The sequence below is a fragment of the Pseudomonas sp. R11-23-07 genome, from assembly GCF_003852295.1.
Lineage (GTDB): Bacteria > Pseudomonadota > Gammaproteobacteria > Pseudomonadales > Pseudomonadaceae > Aquipseudomonas.
Window position 1 is genome coordinate 1,070,377 of the sequence record NZ_CP027761.1, and the last position, 13,983, is coordinate 1,084,359.

General features: G+C 61.8%; 12 protein-coding genes and 1 other RNA gene. 4 read left to right on the top strand and 9 right to left on the bottom strand.

The window, feature by feature from the left end; genetic code table 11:
• Positions 1-81 precede the first annotated feature (81 nt).
• Positions 82-2,811, top strand: a complete 2,730-nt coding sequence (locus C4J84_RS04710) for a LuxR C-terminal-related transcriptional regulator (RefSeq protein ID WP_124434988.1) — start codon at positions 82-84, stop codon at positions 2,809-2,811.
• A 12-nt stretch (positions 2,812-2,823) separates the two neighbouring features.
• Here C4J84_RS04710 and C4J84_RS04715 read toward each other — a convergent pair whose 3' ends face one another.
• The 5 genes from C4J84_RS04715 to C4J84_RS04735 all read right to left on the bottom strand — a co-directional run bounded on the left by C4J84_RS04715 (position 2,824) and on the right by C4J84_RS04735 (position 7,610).
• The gene (locus C4J84_RS04715; protein WP_124434989.1) at positions 2,824-3,384 is read right to left on the bottom strand and encodes a membrane integrity-associated transporter subunit PqiC; all 561 of its coding nucleotides are present in this window, start codon (positions 3,382-3,384) and stop codon (positions 2,824-2,826) included.
• Positions 3,385-3,398: 14 nt separating this feature from the next.
• On the bottom strand, positions 3,399-5,054 hold the full coding sequence (locus C4J84_RS04720; protein WP_124434990.1) for an intermembrane transport protein PqiB: 1,656 nt from the start codon (positions 5,052-5,054) through the stop codon (positions 3,399-3,401).
• Positions 5,035-5,679 carry a paraquat-inducible protein A gene (locus tag C4J84_RS04725; RefSeq protein ID WP_124365867.1) on the bottom strand — a complete coding sequence of 215 codons (645 nt, stop codon included), beginning with the start codon at positions 5,677-5,679 and terminating at the stop codon, positions 5,035-5,037. Before C4J84_RS04725 ends, C4J84_RS04720 begins: the two co-directional genes overlap by 20 nt.
• Complete coding sequence (locus tag C4J84_RS04730) at positions 5,676-6,266, bottom strand: paraquat-inducible protein A (RefSeq protein ID WP_124434991.1); 591 nt, start codon at positions 6,264-6,266, stop codon at positions 5,676-5,678. Before C4J84_RS04730 ends, C4J84_RS04725 begins: the two co-directional genes overlap by 4 nt.
• A 132-nt stretch (positions 6,267-6,398) precedes the next feature.
• The gene (locus C4J84_RS04735; RefSeq protein WP_124409071.1) at positions 6,399-7,610 is read right to left on the bottom strand and encodes an MFS transporter; all 1,212 of its coding nucleotides are present in this window, start codon (positions 7,608-7,610) and stop codon (positions 6,399-6,401) included.
• Positions 7,611-8,083: 473 nt separating this feature from the next.
• Here C4J84_RS04735 and C4J84_RS04740 point away from each other — a divergent pair, with 473 nt between their 5' ends.
• Positions 8,084-8,857: an OmpA family protein gene (locus C4J84_RS04740; protein WP_124357087.1), complete on the top strand. Its 774-nt coding sequence runs from the start codon at positions 8,084-8,086 to the stop codon at positions 8,855-8,857.
• Positions 8,858-8,923: 66 nt separating this feature from the next.
• On the opposite strand, the gene C4J84_RS04745 is transcribed toward C4J84_RS04740, so the two are convergent.
• The 4 genes from C4J84_RS04745 to C4J84_RS04760 all read right to left on the bottom strand — a co-directional run bounded on the left by C4J84_RS04745 (position 8,924) and on the right by C4J84_RS04760 (position 12,370).
• Positions 8,924-9,505, bottom strand: coding sequence for a BON domain-containing protein (locus C4J84_RS04745; RefSeq protein WP_124361348.1), 582 nt, complete (start codon positions 9,503-9,505; stop codon positions 8,924-8,926).
• Entirely contained in the window at positions 9,502-10,095 is a 594-nt protein-coding gene (locus C4J84_RS04750; protein ID WP_024073509.1) for a phosphoheptose isomerase, read from the bottom strand. The genes C4J84_RS04745 and C4J84_RS04750 overlap by 4 nt, the downstream gene beginning before the upstream one ends.
• A 92-nt stretch (positions 10,096-10,187) precedes the next feature.
• The gene (locus C4J84_RS04755; RefSeq protein ID WP_124369681.1) at positions 10,188-10,559 is read right to left on the bottom strand and encodes a YraN family protein; all 372 of its coding nucleotides are present in this window, start codon (positions 10,557-10,559) and stop codon (positions 10,188-10,190) included.
• A complete protein-coding gene (locus C4J84_RS04760; protein WP_124434992.1) occupies positions 10,559-12,370 on the bottom strand; it encodes a penicillin-binding protein activator in 1,812 nt (603 codons plus the stop codon). Before C4J84_RS04760 ends, C4J84_RS04755 begins: the two co-directional genes overlap by 1 nt.
• Positions 12,371-12,546: 176 nt before the next feature.
• Between C4J84_RS04760 and rsmI the strand changes: the two genes are divergently transcribed.
• Together rsmI and rnpB are read left to right on the top strand one after the other, a co-directional pair.
• Positions 12,547-13,452, top strand: coding sequence for a 16S rRNA (cytidine(1402)-2'-O)-methyltransferase (gene rsmI, locus C4J84_RS04765; protein WP_164485229.1), 906 nt, complete (start codon positions 12,547-12,549; stop codon positions 13,450-13,452).
• A 96-nt stretch (positions 13,453-13,548) separates the two neighbouring features.
• An RNA gene (gene rnpB / locus C4J84_RS04770) (RNase P RNA component class A) lies at positions 13,549-13,902 on the top strand.
• Positions 13,903-13,983 lie beyond the last annotated feature (81 nt).

Sequence of the window (13,983 nt, forward strand, 5' to 3'; positions counted from 1 at the left end):
AAGATCTACAATCCCGCCGCTTTTACCGCTAGTCTGCGGACATCTGCAGTGCCGACAACAGCCTTCTACAAGAGCCCGGCGATGACTGATCTGTCCCGAATCCAAGGGCCTGCCAGCGCGGTGATTCCGACCCTGGAAGGCCGTTTCTACAGGCCGCCGCTGCCTGACGGCTACGTGCTGCGCCCACGTCTGTGCGAACGCCTGGGCGCCGGCCTGGAAGGGCGACTGTTGCTGGTCAGCGCGCCGGCGGGGTTCGGCAAGAGTTCCCTGGCGGTGGAGTTCTGCCAGAGCCTGCCCGCCCATTGGCAAAACCTTTGGCTGGGCCTGAGCCCACGGGACAGCGACCCTGGCCGTTTTCTCGAGCGCCTGCTCGAAGGCTTGCGCCAGTACTTTCCGCAACTCGGCGCCCAGTCCCTGGGCCTGCTGAAAATGCGTCAGCGTCATCAACCCTTTGCCTTTGAAGAATGGCTCGATGGCCTGCTCGATGAGCTGACGGTGCACCTGTGCGTCCAGGCGCCGCTGTTGCTGGTGCTGGATGACTACCACCTGGCCCAGGGGCCGGTGCTGGACCGTTGTCTGCAGTTTTTTCTCAATCATTTGCCCGATGGCCTGGTGGTGCTGGTCACCAGCCGTCAGCGCCCGGATTGGCACCTGGCGCGCCTGCGCCTGTCGCGGCACCTGTTGGAATTGCATGAGCAAGACCTGCGCCTGACCCATGACGAATCCCTGGCCGTGCTGGACCGGCACAGCAGTTCGTTACGTGGCGAGGCCCTGGAAAACCTGATTCGCCGCAGCGAGGGCTGGGTCGCCGGCCTGCGCTTCTGGCTGCTGGCCGCTTCCGAAGCCGGCAATGACGGCGCCCTGCCGCAGGGCCTGAACGGTGGCGAAGGGCTGATTCGCGATTACTTGCTGGAAGAGGTCATCGACTGCCTGCCTGCGGAGGTGCAAGCGTTCCTCTACGACACCGCACCCCAGGAGCGCTTTTGCAGCGAGCTGTGCGACGCGGTCCGCGAGGCCCATGACAGCCCGGAAATCCTGCGCTACCTGCAGGCCCATCAGGTGTTTCTGGTGCCGCTGGATGAACACGGTCACTGGTACCGTTATCACCATTTGTTTTCCGACCTGCTGCGCGCCCGCCGCGAAAAGAGCGCCACGTTACCGTTGGCCAGTCTGCACCTGCGCGCCTGTCGCTGGTTCAACGCCCAGGGCCTGATCGATGAGGCGGTGGAGCAGGCGCTGCGGGCCGGGCACCTGGATGTGGCGGCGAACCTGGTGCAGAACCTCTCCGAAGAACAGCTGCTGGCCGAGCAGAATGTCGGCATGCTGCTGCGCTGGAAGATGGACTTGCCCGACAGCCTGTTGATCAGCACCCCGCGCTTGATCGTGCTGTACAGCTGGGCGCTGGGGCTGGCGTGCCAGTTGGATGCGGCGCAGGAGCTGTCCGGCTATCTCAGTCGCTTCCTGCCGGCGCCGTCGGCCACCGCGCAAAAATCCATGCTGGCCCAATGGCTGGCACTGAGCGGGATCATCGCCCGTGGGCGAGGGGACCGCGAATTGACCCAGCGCTATTGCAACGAGGCGCTGGAGAGCCTGCCGCACAAGCGTTACGGCCAGCGTTTGATGTGCCTGTCGACCCTCTCCAACCTGGCGATCGTCGATGCCGATCTGTGGCGGGCTCGTGGCTTGAACCGCGAATCCCTGGAACTGGCGCAGCGCGTCGGCAACCCGCTGTTTGAAGCCTTGGCTCATTACGACAGGGCCCGGGTGCTGCAAGCGCGGGGCGAGATCCTGCGCGCCCTGGACGAAGTGCGCCAGGGCCTGCTGCGCCTGCAGGGGCTGGCACCCCAGCGGCTGTACGCCGTACGCGCGCGGTTGTCGTTGTATGAAGGCTACCTGCTGCTGCTGCGTTACCAGCCCGAAGCCGGGCTTGCGCGTTTGCGTGCCGGCCTGACCGAAGCCCGTGCCTGCCGGGATATCAGTGTGCTGATCGGGCATTGCGTGATCGCCAGCTTCGAAGGGCGGCGAGGCGATTTCTCCGCAGCCTTTGCCGAGTTGGCCGAGGCTGAGCGCTTGATGCATATCTGGGACGTGCCGCCGATCTACTACCTGGCGATGATCACCCTGATCAAATGCGAGTTGTGGCTGGCCCAGGACCGTACCGACCTGGCCGATGCCTGGCTGACGCGGTTGGGTCAGACCTACACGGGCGAGCAGGCGGCCGCCGCACCGGAGTTTCATCCGCACTTGCCACAACATGTGGAGCTGCAACAGGCCGCGCTGGACGCCATTCGCCATCAGCCCGATAGGGCATTGCAACGGCTTGAGGACCTGGCGCAACAGGCGCTCGGCAGTGGCCGCCAGATGATCGCCCTGATGGCGCTGACCCAACAGGCCCAGGTGCTGCTGGCGTGTGGCCAGGAAGCCAAGGCCAGGCCGGTATTGGCCCACGCACTCGACGCCGGCGCGGGCGGCGCGTTGCAACCGTTCCAGCGGTTGCTGGAGGACTATCCGGATTGGCTGCGCGAGCAGTTGGGCAAGCCGTCCCATCAGCCGTTGCACCAGGCATTGCTGGCGCTGCTACCGGCAAGCGCCGTCGTCGCGATCGCGCCTCACCATGAAACCCTGAGTACACGGGAGCTGGCGGTCTTGCAGTTGATCGCCCAAGGCTGTTCAAACCAGGAGATCAGCAACCAGTTGTTCATTTCCCTGCACACAGTGAAAACCCACGCCAGCCATATCAACAGCAAGCTGGGCGTGGAGCGCCGCACCCAGGCGGTGGCGCGCGCCAAATCGATGGGCTTGCTGACTTGAGTGCGCCACCGTTCATTGCGCGCTCGGGCACTGCGTCAGGGACGAGCCTGCAGCGCGGTTGATCAGCGCGGCGAAGCGCTTGAGGTTGTTCTGGTGCGCCACCACCACGTCATCGATGCTCGGGCCTGCCGGTGACTGCAAGGTCGAGCGGCAGGTCAGCGCAGGGCGATCACCGCCGCCAGCCGGCCTGAGGCGCCAACGCACATCGAGCAGCGCGTATTGCCCCGGCACCGAATCGAAGCGCTGCACTTCCACGCGCAATGACACGGCTTGCCGGGCATCGCTGCCGGCCAACTGGTCGACCAGCGCGCTCCTCAGCTCATCGGCGAGGGTGGCGGCCCACCACTGGGTTTCGAGGATCGCTAGGCCGCTGTCGCCCTGGCGGATCACGATCTGTGCGCGGTCGACCTGGGGCGGCACGGTGATGCTTTCAATGCTGATGCCACCTCCCTCCGTGCGACTGGCGTTATTCCAGTGCGCCGGGGTCAAGGTGTGGAATGCAATCGGCTCGCTGCGGCATGCCGCGAGCAACAGCAGGGCGGTCACCAGGGTGATTTTCAACGGCACTGTCATGGCGGCTCCAATGGTCATTTGCGGGGTGGCCCTTGCAGGTCAAGGGGCGCGGCATTATCGGCGCGACCGCGAATCAGCGACTCCGGATGCCGGCCCAGGTAATCCGAAAGCTCGCGCAGGGAGCGCGACATGCGCGCCAGTTCATCCAGGGTCTGGGTCAGTTGCTCGCGCTGCGGCGAGTCTTCGGCCAGGGTTGAACTGGCCGACTGCAGGGTCTTGCTCACGTCGCCCAGGGTCGTCTGCACACCGGGCAGGGTCTTGGCATTGAATTGCGCCAGGCCCTTGCGCAACTCGACCAGGCTGGCATCGAGATTGCCGGCGATACGCTCGACCGGCAGTTGGCTGATCTTGTTGACGATGCCTTCGAATTTCTCCTGCAATTGTTCCAGATTGCCGGGAAGGGTGGGGATGCCCACGGGGCGCTGGTTCGGGTCAAACGCGACTTTCTCGGCCTTGGGGTAGAAGTCCAGGGCGATGTACAGCTGACCGGTCAGCAGGTTGCCGCTGCGGGCCTGGGCGCGCAGGCCGTTTTCGATGAAGCTACCGATCAGGCGCACGCCGGCCGCTTCATCGTCAGGGTTATTGTTCATCGCCTTGAGCAGCTTGGTGTGCGCCTGGCCGAGCAGTTGCGGGTAGATCACGATGCCGACGTTGACCGGGAAGCTGCGCTTTTTGGCGTCGAAATCCAGGTTGATCGAGACCACTTTGCCGAATTCGACGCCGAGGAATTCCACCGGGGCGTCAACTTTCAGCCCGCGCAGGGCTTGATCGAAGCGCAGCACCATGTATTGCCCCTTGCCATTGGGCGGGGCGAGGGCACTTTGCTGGTCTTCGAACAGTTCAAAGTTGCGGTTTTCCTCGGCGGGCTTGTCGTTGGGGTTGTAGGGCGGTGCCTGGAAGGAGACGCCGCCCATCAACATGGACGACAACGATTCGGTCTTCAGCGCGAAGCCGTTGGCGCCGACGCTGAGGTCGACACCGCTGGCGTTCCAGAAGCGCGTGTTCTCGGTGACATACGCGTCATTGGGCGCATGCACGAACACCTCGATATTCACGCCCTTGCCCTCGCTGTCCAATTCATAGGCAACGACCTGGCCGACCGGGATCTTGCGGTAATAGACCGGCGAGCCGATATCCAGCGACCCGAGGCCCTGGGTATGCAGGGTGAAGCGTTTGCCTGGCTCGCCATAGGTGATGGGCGGCGGGTTTTCCAGGCCTTTGAATTGTTTGGCGCGGGCGTCGGACTGGCCGATATCGGCACCGATGTAGTCGCCGGAGAGCAAGGTGTCGATGCCGGACACACCGCCGGCGCCGATGCGCGGGCGCACCACCCAGAACTTTGAGTCTTCGCGGGTGAAGCTCTCCGCCTGCTTGGCCAGCTCGACGGTGGCGTTGACGCTTTTCTGGTCATCGCTCAAGGCAACGCCTGTGACCTGGCCGATGACCACGTTGCGGTACTTGACCTCGGTCTTGTTGGCGACCAGCCCGCTGCCGGTCTTGAAGTTGAGGGTGATGGTCGGGCCCTGTTGCAGCACGCTATGGACCACCAGGGAGATACCCACCAGCACGGCGACAATCGGCACGATCCAAACCAGCGAAACGCTGAAGCGACGCGTCTTGATTACGGGTGTTCCCGCAGGGGTGTCAGCATCAGCCTTGGATGAGCTCATCCGAGGTCTCCTCATTGTGTGGATTTTCCCAGATCAGCCGGGGATCGAAACTCATGGCCGCGAGCATCGTGAACACGACCACCAGCCCAAAAAACAGAATGCCCAGGCGCGGCTCGATGTCGCCCAGGGCCTGGAACTTCACCAGCGCGGCCACCAGTGCCACCACGATCACATCCAGCATCGACCAATAGCCGATCAGCTCGATAAACCGGAACAGCTTCGAGCGCTCCTTGCGCGCCCACTGGCTATTGCGCTGCACCGTGATCAGCAGCAGCCCCAGGGATACGAACTTGATGCCCGGCACGGCAATGCTGGCGATGAAAATGATCAGCGCAATGTCCCAGGCGCCATGTTGCCAGAATTCCAGCACGCCGCTCATGATGGTGCTGTCCGCCCCGGAGCCGAGCATGGTGGTGTTCATCACCGGCAATATGTTCGCCGGCACATAGAATGCCAGTGCCGTGAGCAGGTAGGCCCAGGTGCGGGTCAGGGACTGAACCTTGCGCCGGTGCAACGGGGCGCCGCAGCGCTCACACTCGGTGGGTTCGCTGCGCATGTCGCACGGCTGGCCGCAGGTGTGGCACAGGCACAGGTTGAGTTCGCGGGCGGTGGGCGGTGAATTCATAGGGTGTCCCACAGGTCACGCACATCGCGCCCGGCGATGCGGATCAGCAAAAGGCTGAGGGCGGCCAGCGCGAACAGGCCGATGCCGGGTATCACATCGAGCATACCGGCCAGCTTGAAGACCGCCACCATCGCGCCCAACAGGCACACCTCCAGCATGCTCCAGGGCCTGAGGGCTTCCAGCCAGCGCATGCACAGCTTGAAGGCCGGCGAGCGCCTGCCGGAGAGGGCAAAACTCAACACCCAGATCAGCAGCAGCAGCTGAAACACTGGCGCGATGATTATGGAAATCGCCGCCACCAAGGCGATAAACGTGATCGGCCCCTGGCTCAGCGCGACCACCGAATCCCAGAGTGTCGCGCTGTTCTTCAGGCCCTGCAGGCTGATGCTCATCACCGGATAAAAATTGGCGAACGCCCACAACACCGCTGCGGTGAGCGTCAGTGCGAGGCGCTGCTGCACCGACAGGCCGTTATAGCGCTGCAGTACTCCCTCGCAGCGCAGGCACAGGGCTTTCTGATGTTTGGCGAGCGTGACTTTCTGGTACACGCAGTCGCAGTGTTCGCAGATGATCTGTTGATTCGCCATAGGGCCGCTCCAAAAGCGACTGGCTAGGGTGCTGGCCGTTGCCGGAGAGCCAATCGCGTTTGCGTAGCTTAGCAGCCGATGCCACCGTTTTACCTATTACTCGGCATCCTCTCCTTTCTAAGGCATTGACGGTTACGCTGTTGCGCCGAGCATTGTGCGTCGCCATATCAGACGCGCCAACGTGATCGACCAGTTGCACAAGGCAACAACCAGGATGATAGAGAGCAACGTCGACATGCCATGGTTGACGATTATTTTACCGGCCAATAACGGAAAGCCGAACACGCCGACGAAGTAGGAAAGACTGAATAAAACTAATGATTGCGCGGTCTGGCCCGCGGGGGCTTCATTGGCTGCCAGCCCGTTTATTACAGAGTAAGTCAGCCCGTAACCTACCCCGAGCACAATGGCGGCCAGCAAATACGCCGCCGAAGAGTGTACGAAGAAGGTGAACATCAATACCGAAATCACCATCAGCGCACTTAACAGGCTCGACATCAGGTAGGGATCGCGCTTGACGATATACCCCGCGACCAGCAGGCGACAGGAGATCGCCGCGCTCATGAAACCCAGGAAAAACAGGGAATAATCGAGATGGTTAAGCGCGGCATAGGAGGTTTGGAAGCTCGAAAGCCCGCCGAAGATTGCGCCGCCGAGACCGACCATGATGATGGCAAATACCGCCTTGGAACCAAGCACCGCCTGTGCCGCCCGCGCGCTGATCTTGCACACTGTCACCGGCCCAAGACGTGCTTGCTGCTGCTTGATGTTGGGGGCGAGCAGGAAAAACAATGCCCCTCCAGCCAGGCTGGCAATGGCGGCGACGATAAATGCGGACTCCACCGAATGGCCCAGCGCCTCGGCGGCTCGCCCTACCAGCGGCCCCGTGCCGATGCCACTCATCATGCTGCCCGACAGCAATGCAAAATACTTCACGCGCCGTGCAGGCTCTATGATCATCGCCACAATGATCGGCCCAAGTGTGTAGAAAACGCCCCATCCAAACCCCAGTATCAAGCCGCTGGCCAGCAGTGCCACGCCGAAAGCTGGCACGGTCGCGAAGCCCAGGCAAGCCGCTGCCAGCAGCACAGCACCCGCTGCGATGGCTCTGGGAGCACCGATCAGATCGGTCAAGTGGCCTGAAAATATGACTGCCAGGAACGTGCTGAGCATCGCAACCGAGATAATCGTACCGGCGTCGGACTCGCTGCCGCCGCTGTCCCGCAGCTTCATGGCCAATAAGAACGTAGTGCCATACGACAGGGATAGTAGATAGCTGCCCAGGCAAAACAGGCCGAACAGCCCGTTGCCAGTTGCGTGGCTCGCGGACGATGGTGAAGACATGGGTTCTTTCCTTGTGGAATCGACAGTCTGATAGCCAGAGGGATATTAATCAGCGGCGCGTTCTAGTGCGGCGGTCACCCGATCGACATCTTCCTTTCGGACCGTCGACATTTGCGTACGTCTTTTGGAAGCTCGATATCTATAGCAGACCATTAACGACAAACGTCATAGATTCAAAGTTTATGGACTGAACATTAACCCTTCTTAAACATACGGCGGGCTCGATCAGTTCTGGTGTTTATGTGCCAAGCGATTGCCGGCTGGCAGTAGCGTCTAACAAGCGTTGCAACAAAACCCCAGCTCGTGTTCAGCCGGTGTCTGCTACGGTCTACGTAGCGCCCAGAGTGGCTGGCTTTTTTATCCTGCAAGAGCCGCGCTCACGGAATTTTTACCGCTTGCCATGTTCCAAACCCGGCACAGGTCCGTTGCCCATGTCCTCTGCATCACAGAATGCAAAAGTAGGAGCTTCCTTCATGTTCACTCCGCGTCGTCTGCTTGTTGTCGCCACCGCCGTAGCCCTGTTGTCCGGCTGCGCTTCACCCAACCCTTATGACGGCAGCCAGGGACAGGCCGGCAATGGTTCCGAAAGCGGCATGAGCAAGACCGCCAAGTACGGCGGCCTCGGCGCGCTGGCCGGGGCATTGGCCGGTGCGGCCATCGACCATAACAACCGTGGCAAGGGCGCGCTCATCGGCGCAGTCGTTGCGGGTGCCGGCGCCGCCGGCTATGGCTACTACGCCGACCAGCAAGAGAAAAAACTGCGCGAAAGCATGGCCAATACCGGAGTTGAAGTGCAGCGCCAGGGTGACCAGATCAAGCTGATCATGCCCGGCAATATCACCTTCGCCACCAACTCCGACGCCATCTCCAGCAGCTTCTATCAGCCGCTGAACAACCTGGCCAACTCCCTCAAGCAGTTCAACCAGAACACCATCCAGATCGTTGGCTACACCGACAGCACCGGCAGCCGTCAGTTGAACATGGACCTTTCCCAGCGCCGTGCGCAGAGCGTGGCCAACTACCTGACCTCCCAGGGCGTCAGTGCTGCCAACCTGAGCGCACGCGGCGCCGGCCCGGATAATCCGATCGCCAGTAACGCTGACGTCAACGGCCGTGCCCAGAACCGTCGCGTAGAAGTGAACCTCGGCCCGATCCCCGGCCAGCAGTACGGCCAGCCGGGCGCCCAGCAACAGGTGCCACAACAGAACAACCAGTTCCAGGGCAACCCGTACTCGCAATACCAGTAAACACCGCCACAAAAAAGGGCGCCGTGCATTGACTGCACGGCGCCCTTTTTTTGGCTTTCGGTTACATCAGTCGATGTATTCGAACACCTTGACGATTTTCTGCACACCGGACACACCCTGTACCAGGTTGGCCGCGCGAGTGGCTTCCGCCTGGGTCAACAGGCCCATCATGTAGACGATACCGTTGTCGGTGACGATCTTGATGCGCGAGCCCGGAACGGCGCTGTCGGTGAGCATCTGCGCCTTGATCTTGGTGGTCAGCAAGGCATCGTTGCTGATGGCCAGCAGCGTGATCGGGTCCATGACCTGCAGTTCGTTGTGCACCTTCTTGACCCGTTGCACCGCCGAGGCGGCCTGTTCAGCCTGGGCCTTGAGTTCGGCGCGCGGGGTTTGTCCGGCCAGCAGCACGACGCCGTTGAAGCTGGTGACCACAATGCGTGACGCGCCATTGCCCAGGTCCGTAGCCGCTTTGGCGACGTTGACCTTGACCTTGGTTTCAATCAGCGAGTCATCGATGGTGCTGCCGAAGGTACGTGTGCCCCGGTCATCCTGGATGGGGGTGTCCCGTGTAGCGGTGATTGCCGTACTGCAGCCGCTGATGGCGAGGCACAGCGTGATGGCCAAAAGGCTGAGGCGATTAACGGTCATTCTTCACTCCCGAACAGTTGGCTGTCGATCAGATCGCACAGGCAGTGGATCGCCAGCAGGTGGACTTCTTGAATGCGTGCAGTGACAGTGGCCGGAACGCGAATCTCCACGTCCTCAGGCAGCAGCAACGAGGCCATGCCGCCGCCGTCGCGCCCGGTCAATGCTACGACAATCATTTCGCGATCATGTGCGGCCTGGATCGCTTGAATGATGTTGGCCGAGTTGCCACTGGTGGAAATCGCCAGCAACACATCGCCCGGCTGCCCGAGGGCGCGGATCTGTTTGGAGAAGATTTCGTTGTAGCTGTAGTCGTTGGCGATCGAGGTGATGGTCGACGAATCGGTGGTCAGGGCGATCGCCGGCAGGCTCGGGCGCTCGCGCTCAAAGCGGTTGAGCAGCTCGGAGGAGAAATGCTGGGCGTCACCGGCCGAGCCGCCGTTACCGCACGAAAGCATTTTGCCTTCGTTGAGCAAGGCGTTGACCATGACCTGACTGGCTTGCTCGATGTGCGGTGCAAGTACGTCCATCGCCTGTTGCTTGGTGTCGATGCTGGCCTGGAAAAGCTGGCGAATTCGGGATTGCATGTCCATCTGTGTGACCTTAATGAGCGCGGCTGTTTGGCACAGAAATGTGCAGCCCGCAAAGCAAAGAGCAAAAGTGTGGGGTGAAGGTGCCGGGTGAGTCAGCTGTCGAAGGCATCTTTGAGCCAATTCAGGTCAGTTGGGCCCGACGGTGTGCTTTCCATGGCAACCACATCGAAACGGCAGGGGCTATCGGCCCAGCGATGCTCTTTCTGCAGGAAAAACTGCGCGGCGAGTATCAGCTTTTGACGCTTGCGCCCATCGATACTGGCGAGCGCGCCACCCCATTGTGCGTGTTTTCTGTAGCGGACTTCGACGAATACTACTGTATCGCCGTCAAGCATGACCAGATCAAGCTCACCGCGTTTACATAACCAGTTCTGCGCCAGAAGGCGCAGACCCTGTTGTTGCAGATAGTTCAGCGCGTAGCGTTCGGCATCCTTGCCGCTTTGTGCGCTGGACGGTTCGGGCATCAGCGCGGGGTATCCGGCAGGCGTTGGATCTCGCCACCCACGAACTTCGCCCACGGCATCTGGCGGTCAACGCGCTGGTTGGCGCTGATGCCCAGGTTACCGGAGAGGCCGTCGACACGGGTGTCCGGCAACGCCTTGAGCTGGCCCAGGCGTGGCGCCAGGCGATAGGCATCGACGCCCATCGCATACAGGCGACCCAGGCTGCCATTGGCCTGCGGCCATTGTGCGGCGACCTGGTTGCGCAACGGGTCGGTGGTGTTGAGCAACCAAGGGGTTTCGCAGAACATCACGTTGGTCATGTCCAGGTACTGGTTGCGGTCGCCACTGGCGCTGAAGACGTGGGACGTCGCGTAGACGGGCACATCACCGGCGTACTGGAAGTTCAGGGTCGGCTTGATCTGCTGGGCCAGTTGCGGGGTGACGGCCAGGAAGATGAACTCGATGTCCTGGCGACGCGAAGGCTGGGCGGCAACGTCAGTGCCGACGGTGTCTTGCAGGCTCTTGGCGCGGCCTTCGCTTTTGCGCAGTTGGAAGAGGTCGGCGATCTGCTGGGCCAGGGCCACAGGCTGGTCGACATATTCGACGCCCATGACGGTGCCACCGTTGGCTTCCCAATCCTGGCGGAAGGCCTTGTAGACACGCTCGCCCCATTCGCCACGGGGCACCATGGCGGCGGCGCGATGCAGGCCGTCGGCACGGGCGCGGCGCGACACTTCACGGGCTTCGTCTTCAGCGGCCAGGCCGAACTGGAACAACTGCGCCGGGGCTTGATCGCCTTCGCTGTAGTTCAGCGCCAGGGTGGTGATCGGCAATTGCGGGCGTGCACTGAGCTGTTTGACCAGCGGTTTTTCCAGCGGGCCAACCACCAGCTGCACGCCGGCGGCCTGGGCCTTGGCGTAGAAGTCGTCGATGGAGGTCAGGCGCGAGCTGTCGTAGAACTCAATCACCGGCGGCTTCTGCCCGGCCTGTTCGGCCTGATAGTGAGCGGCCATGAAACCTTCACGCAATGCCTTGCCGACCGACGCCAAGGCGCCTTCCTGCGGCAGCAGCAGGGCGATCTTGGTCAGCGGCTGGCTGGCCAGTTCCTTGAGTTTGGTCAAGGGCGTTGGCAATTGCACGGCCGCCGGATGGCCCGGGTTGCGTGCGCGCCAGGTGTCGATGGCGGTTTGTTGCTGCTCCAGCGTGCCGGCGCCCTTGACCGCCTGGGCCAGGGTGATCCAGCCGTCCAGCGTCGGGTTGCCGGTGGCTTGCAGCTGCTCGGCGGGCAGTGCGGCAATCAACACCCAGATCGCTTCGTGGTTGCTGTTGGCGGCGTCACCGGTGAGCAGCGGCGCCATGGCGACACGCTCCCGCGCTGCCGCCAGGGTCTGGCCGTCGGCTTCATAGGCGCGGGCATGCACGGTGCCGGTGCGCACTTGTTGATCGACCGGCAGCTCCTTCAGGCTTTGCAGGCTGGGGTGGTTCAGCGCCGTCAATGCAGCCTTGGGCTGATTGCGGGTCATCGCCAGCTCGGCGGCCAGGGTGCTGGCAAACACTTGCGCGGCCGGCTTCAGAGCATCCAGGGGAACCTGCGCAAGAATCTGCGAGGAGCGGCCAGGGTTGTTCTGCTGGTAGGCCAGGTCAGCCGCACTCAGGCGCAGCAATGCGGCCTTTTCTGGCGTCTTGGCGGCCGTGGCCTGTTCGAGCAGTTGCTCGATACTGGCGTCGGGCGTGCGTGGTAGGTCGCCAAGGCTGGACGAGGGCGAGCTGGCGCAAGCGGCCAGCAAGGCAGCGAGGCAGAGGGCGGAGAGCAGCCGCAGGCAAGCGATCATGTAAGTGTTCCTGATACCGATCAAATTAGCGTGGAAGTGTACCCAAGCACTGGCCCAGGCGCGATGTTCGTGGCGTGAAACCGTGGATTTAGGTCGTGCAATTGTTGCGTTTTACTAACAATGGCTGAAACGACATCCGCCGTGACGGCATATTTTCAGCGCGTTGACGCGCTACAATGTGGCTTTTGCCAACCATCGAGGTGTGCGTTTTGACTGCTCCAGGTCCTTTGAATTCCACTGCAGGCTCGCTTTTTGTCGTGGCGACGCCCATTGGCAACCTGGACGACATCAGTGCCCGGGCATTGAAAGTGTTGCGCGAGGTTAAATTGATCGCGGCGGAAGACACGCGACACTCCCAACGGTTGATGCAGCATTTTGGAATCCCCACGCCACTGGCGGCCTGTCATGAACACAACGAGCGCGAGGAGGGCAGCCGTTTTATCACCCGTTTGCTGGCAGGTGATGATGTTGCGTTGATCTCCGATGCGGGCACCCCGCTGATTTCCGACCCGGGCTACCATCTGGTCCGCCAGGCGCGCGCCGCTGGTATCAATGTAGTGCCTGTTCCAGGCGCGTGCGCGCTGATTGCAGCATTATCTGCAGCGGGTTTGCCGTCGGACCGCTTTATCTTCGAAGGCTTCCTGCCCGCCAAGACGGTAGGGCGTCGCGCGCGCTTGCAGGCGCTGAAGGAAGAGCCGCGCACCTTGATTTTCTACGAAGCCCCGCACCGCATCCTGGAGTGCCTGCAGGACATGGAGCTGGTGTTCGGCGGCGCGCGCCTGGCGCTGCTGGCTCGCGAATTGACCAAGACCTTCGAAACCCTCAAGGGCCTGCCGCTGGAAGAGCTGCGCGGGTTTGTCGAAGGCGACAGCAATCAGCAGCGCGGAGAATGCGTGGTGCTGGTGGCCGGCTGGACGGCTCCAGAGGATGAAGATGCGGTCGGTAGCGAAGCCATGCGCATCCTCGATTTGCTGCTCAAGGAGATGCCGCTCAAGCGGGCTGCCGCCCTCGCCGCAGAAATTACCGGGGTGCGCAAGAATGTGTTGTATCAGGCGGCGCTGGATAAACAGAAAGCCGAATAGTTCCGGGGCCGGGCCGGTGTTTCGTCCGATGGTGATGGCAATGCTGCACTTTTAATACTTGTCCTGAGGCCGTCGTGCCGTTAACCTGCGCGGCGGAGAGTCGATTGGACAGTCGCTGCCCTCTATGAAAATTAGGGGGGGGAGGAAAGTCCGGGCTCCATAGGGCGAAGTGCCAGGTAATGCCTGGGAGGCGTGAGCCTACGGAAAGTGCCACAGAAAATAACCGCCTAAGCACTTCGGTGCCGGTAAGGGTGAAAAGGTGCGGTAAGAGCGCACCGCACGACTGGCAACAGTTCGTGGCTAGGTAAACCCCACTTGGAGCAAGACCAAATAGGGTCCCAAGGCGTGGCCCGCGCTGGGACCGGGTAGGTTGCTAAAGATGTCCAGTGATGGCCATCGTAGACGAATGACTGTTCAAGACAGAACCCGGCTTACAGATCGACTCTCCACCTTTTTTCCTTCTGCCTGAACCTCGGGCAGAAAACCCGGTAGTAACGCAAGAATCCCTCCCTGCCAAATCATTGGCAGATG

Bases quoted from the DNA above. Each gene is read 5' to 3' on its own strand.
- C4J84_RS04710 (WP_124434988.1), top strand. From the start codon at position 82: ATGACTGATCTGTCCCGAATCCAAGGGCCTGCCAGCGCGGTGATTCCG.
- C4J84_RS04715 (WP_124434989.1), bottom strand. From the start codon at position 3,384: ATGACAGTGCCGTTGAAAATCACCCTGGTGACCGCCCTGCTGTTGCTC.
- C4J84_RS04720 (WP_124434990.1), bottom strand. From the start codon at position 5,054: ATGAGCTCATCCAAGGCTGATGCTGACACCCCTGCGGGAACACCCGTA.
- C4J84_RS04725 (WP_124365867.1), bottom strand. From the start codon at position 5,679: ATGAATTCACCGCCCACCGCCCGCGAACTCAACCTGTGCCTGTGCCAC.
- C4J84_RS04730 (WP_124434991.1), bottom strand. From the start codon at position 6,266: ATGGCGAATCAACAGATCATCTGCGAACACTGCGACTGCGTGTACCAG.
- C4J84_RS04735 (WP_124409071.1), bottom strand. From the start codon at position 7,610: ATGTCTTCACCATCGTCCGCGAGCCACGCAACTGGCAACGGGCTGTTC.
- C4J84_RS04740 (WP_124357087.1), top strand. From the start codon at position 8,084: ATGTTCACTCCGCGTCGTCTGCTTGTTGTCGCCACCGCCGTAGCCCTG.
- C4J84_RS04745 (WP_124361348.1), bottom strand. From the start codon at position 9,505: ATGACCGTTAATCGCCTCAGCCTTTTGGCCATCACGCTGTGCCTCGCC.
- C4J84_RS04750 (WP_024073509.1), bottom strand. From the start codon at position 10,095: ATGGACATGCAATCCCGAATTCGCCAGCTTTTCCAGGCCAGCATCGAC.
- C4J84_RS04755 (WP_124369681.1), bottom strand. From the start codon at position 10,559: ATGCCCGAACCGTCCAGCGCACAAAGCGGCAAGGATGCCGAACGCTAC.
- C4J84_RS04760 (WP_124434992.1), bottom strand. From the start codon at position 12,370: ATGATCGCTTGCCTGCGGCTGCTCTCCGCCCTCTGCCTCGCTGCCTTG.
- rsmI (WP_164485229.1), top strand. From the start codon at position 12,547: ATGTGGCTTTTGCCAACCATCGAGGTGTGCGTTTTGACTGCTCCAGGT.